This is a genomic window from Burkholderia sp. Se-20373, from assembly GCF_017104705.1.
In the GTDB taxonomy this organism is placed as follows: Bacteria; Pseudomonadota; Gammaproteobacteria; order Burkholderiales; family Burkholderiaceae; genus Burkholderia.
The window spans coordinates 1-3,584 of record NZ_JAAGPH010000290.1; the positions used below are offsets into that span (position 1 = coordinate 1).

A 3,584-nucleotide genomic window follows, 5' to 3' on the forward strand; every position below is an offset into this window, starting at 1 on the left:
GCACGCCAGAAGCCGCCGCGCGCGACGAGCAGCACGATCCAGATCATCAGCGACACGCCGGACACCAGGAATGCAAGAACCAGCATCATCGGCGCGCCTCCTGTCGGGCGCCGGCATCGGCAAAATCAATCGGGGTCGGGAACAAAACGCCCGAAACCGCACGGGCGGCCGGGCAATACGCGTAAGAATCGACGGTCATCGAATGGCCTTGAAATGAGCGCGACGCCGGGCAGCCGGAGCGGCTGCCCGCGAAACCGCGTAGTTTACTGGGTTCCGCGCGCGCCAGCGCCGACGCGGTTCTCCCGCAAATGCAACACGCCGGATACAGCACCAGAGCAAGGACTTCCCGATAGAGTTAAAATGCGCGATTAATTCGGGGTTCCGGGGCCTGGCCGGCCGGTTCGTTCCTGCCTTCATAACATCAAGCCGGGGCGAGCGAGCGAGTGCCAGCTCCTCGAACCCCGGCGTCTGTCGTCGGAGTTCGCTCACTTATGCGAGTCATCCTTGCCCAGCCCCGCGGCTTTTGTGCGGGGGTTGTCCGCGCGATCGAGATCGTCGATCGCGCGCTGCAACAGCACGGTGCGCCGGTCTATGTGCGTCATGAGATCGTGCATAACCGGCATGTCGTCGAAAATCTGCGTAATAAAGGGGCCCGATTCGTTGAGGAACTCGACGAGGTGCCCCACGGCGCTGTCGCGATCTTCAGCGCGCACGGTGTCGCCCAGACGGTCGAGCGCGACGCGGAAACGCGCGGGCTCGACGTGCTCGACGCGACCTGCCCGCTCGTCACGAAAGTGCACGTGCAAGGCCGCCAGTATGTCGCGGCGGGCCGCCGGCTGATCCTGATCGGCCATGCGGGCCACCCGGAAGTCGAGGGGACGATCGGCCAGATTCCGGCCGAGGTGATCCTCGTGCAGAGCGAAGCCGAAGTCGCTACGCTGACGCTGCCCGTCGACACGCCGGTCGCGTACATTACGCAGACCACGCTGTCGGTCGACGATACGCGCGGCATCATCGAAGCGCTGCAGCGCCGGTTCACCGACCTCGTCGGCCCGGACACGCGCGACATCTGCTACGCGACGCAAAATCGCCAGGCCGCCGTGCGCGAGCTGAGCGAACAGGTTGACGTGCTGCTGGTCGTCGGTGCGACGAACAGCTCGAACTCGAACCGCCTGCGCGAGATCGGCACCGAAAGCGGTGTGCCGAGCTACCTCGTCGCCGACGGTTCGGAAGTCAAGGCCGAATGGTTCGCGAATGCGAATACCGTGGGCCTGACCGCCGGGGCGTCCGCGCCCGAGGAGATGGTCGAAGATGTCATCGGCGCGTTGCGCGCGCTGGGTCCCGTCGACGTCACGACGATGGCGGGCCGTGAGGAAAAAGTCGAATTCAAGCTGCCGGCGAAGCTCACGCAAGCTGTCGCCCGCGAAGTTTAAGGAGGACATCTCTTGTCTATTCCGCTGCTCCAGCAAGTCCGCGTCGGCGCGTACATCACGCGCCAACACCTGTCCGGCAACAAACGCTATCCGCTCGCGCTGATGCTCGAGCCGCTGTTCCGCTGCAACCTCGCGTGCAACGGCTGCGGCAAGATCGATTACCCGGACCCCATCCTGAACCAGCGTCTGTCCGTCCAGGAATGCCTGGAAGCGGTCGACGAGTGCGGCGCGCCGATCGTGTCGATCGCGGGCGGCGAGCCGCTGCTGCACAAGGAAATGCCGGAAATCGTCCGCGGCATCATGAAGCGCAAGAAGTTCGTCTACCTCTGCACGAACGCGCTGCTGATGGAAAAGAAGATGGACGACTACCAGCCGAGCCCGTACTTCGTCTGGTCGGTCCACCTCGACGGTGACGCGCAGATGCACGACCACTCGGTGTCGCAGGAAGGCGTGTACGACAAGGCGGTCGCGGCCATCAAGGAAGCGAAGCGCCGCGGCTTCCGCGTGAACATCAACTGCACGCTGTTCAACGATGCGATCCCCGAGCGCGTCGCGAAGTTCTTCGATACGCTGAAGCCGATCGGCGTCGACGGCATCACCGTGTCGCCGGGCTACGCGTACGAGCGCGCGCCGGATCAGCAGCACTTCCTGAACCGCGACAAGACGAAGAACCTGTTCCGCGAAATCCTGAAGCGCGGTGAAGGCGGCAAGCGCTGGTCGTTCAGCCAGTCGTCGCTGTTCCTCGACTTCCTGGCCGGCAACCAGACCTACAAGTGCACGCCGTGGGGCAACCCGGCGCGTACGGTGTTCGGCTGGCAGAAGCCGTGCTATCTGGTCGGCGAAGGTTACGTGAAGACCTTCAAGGAACTGATGGAAGACACGAACTGGGACAACTACGGCGTCGGCAACTACGAGAAGTGCGCGGACTGCATGGTCCACTGCGGCTTCGAAGCGACCGCCGTGATGGACACGATGGCGCATCCGCTGAAGGCGTTCGCCGTGAGCCGCAAGGGCATCAAGACCGACGGCCCGTTCGCACCGGACATTCCGATCGACAAGCAGCGCCCGGCCGAGTACGTGTTCTCGCGTCACGTCGAGATCAAGCTCGAGGAAATCCAGCGCGCCGGCAAGGGCAAGCTGCAAAAGGCGGCGAAGCCGGCAGCCGCAGCGTAAGCGCGTTTCGCCACGCGGAGGCCCTGCCTCCGCGCCGGCGGGAAAAAATGAAGCGCCACGGAGTCCGCTCCGTGGCGCTTTTGTTTTGGGCCGCGGTTTTGCATCGCGTTTCGCCGTCACCGTAGCGAGTGCCGCGACAGCCACGCATCGCCGAAACAACGCGATTGGGTCGCTGCGCCGGTGCGGCCGGCCCTGTCTCCTCCATCCTCCCTGCGAAACCGGTGCGACGCTATGCGGCCAGCGATTCGGCCGCATGCATGCGCATCTTCTGCGCCGCGCTCGCGACGAGTGCCGGCTGGCCGCTCGACGCGAACGTACAGACGTGCTCCCACAGCTCGGCCAGCCGATGCCGCGCGAGCGTCGTGACGCACGTGTCGTGCGCCGTGAGCACATGCTCGAGTACCGCGCATTCGTCGTCGCGCAGCGCCCATGCGCCGCTTTGCGCCGCGCGCGCCACGCCCGCATCGAGCGCACGCTCCGCGTCGACGCACAGGTCGATGTCCGCATCCGCGCATACCGCATCGTCGAGCGCCAGGAACACCAGGTAGACGCTCGTGCGCAAGCGCATCAGCAGCGCCTCGCTGCCATGCCCGCTACGCAGCGCGACGAGCGCCATGTGGCATTTCAGCGAGATGTCGCGCGCATGCACGGGCGGCAGCGGCAGCAGCCACTCGCGGGTCAGCGGCACGTGGCGACGGTTCTTCCGGGCGCCTTTCATGATGGGCTCCCGTCGGCGGGCGCATCGCTCGCGTCGAAAGCCGGCCATGCGATGCGGCACGCACCGGCGTCGCGGCGCGCATCGCGCGGATGCTGCGCACCCTGGAGACGATGTATCTTCAGACGGAACGCGCGCAGCGGCTGCTCGCGGTGCAGCAGCGGCTCGTGATCCTGTTGCCCGAGCACCTCGACGAAGTCCGCGACCGCGGTTTCGCGTATGCGCGGCTCGATTACCTGCGGCCCGCGCTCGAGGATCTCGAA

The 3,584-nt window shown here is 65.6% G+C and carries 4 protein-coding genes and 1 pseudogene; 4 read left to right on the top strand and 1 reads right to left on the bottom strand.

All coding sequences use genetic code 11. The features are described 5' to 3' along the window. From G3N96_RS38015 to hpnH, 3 genes are all read left to right on the top strand, one after another. On the top strand, nucleotides 1-185 hold a 185-nt coding region (locus G3N96_RS38015; protein WP_206140425.1), incomplete at its 5' end, for a hypothetical protein. A 306-nt stretch (nucleotides 186-491) separates the two neighbouring features. Further along, nucleotides 492-1,433, top strand: a complete 942-nt coding sequence (ispH, locus tag G3N96_RS38020) for a 4-hydroxy-3-methylbut-2-enyl diphosphate reductase (RefSeq protein ID WP_206140426.1) — start codon at nucleotides 492-494, stop codon at nucleotides 1,431-1,433. Nucleotides 1,434-1,445: 12 nt separating this feature from the next. Continuing rightward, complete coding sequence (gene hpnH / locus G3N96_RS38025; RefSeq protein ID WP_039349540.1) at nucleotides 1,446-2,606, top strand: adenosyl-hopene transferase HpnH; 1,161 nt, start codon at nucleotides 1,446-1,448, stop codon at nucleotides 2,604-2,606. A gap of 229 nt (nucleotides 2,607-2,835) precedes the next feature. Here hpnH and G3N96_RS38030 read toward each other — a convergent pair whose 3' ends face one another. After that, nucleotides 2,836-3,324, bottom strand: coding sequence for a hypothetical protein (locus G3N96_RS38030; RefSeq protein ID WP_206140427.1), 489 nt, complete (start codon nucleotides 3,322-3,324; stop codon nucleotides 2,836-2,838). A gap of 74 nt (nucleotides 3,325-3,398) precedes the next feature. Here G3N96_RS38030 and G3N96_RS38035 point away from each other — a divergent pair. Then, nucleotides 3,399-3,584, top strand: a pseudogene (locus tag G3N96_RS38035) (tetratricopeptide repeat protein); the annotation flags it as partial.

What these genes read in the sequence shown, in the direction of transcription:
- ispH (WP_206140426.1), top strand. Translation starts at nt 492, where the DNA reads ATGCGAGTCATCCTTGCCCAGCCCCGCGGCTTTTGTGCGGGGGTTGTC.
- G3N96_RS38030 (WP_206140427.1), bottom strand. Translation starts at nt 3,324, where the DNA reads ATGAAAGGCGCCCGGAAGAACCGTCGCCACGTGCCGCTGACCCGCGAG.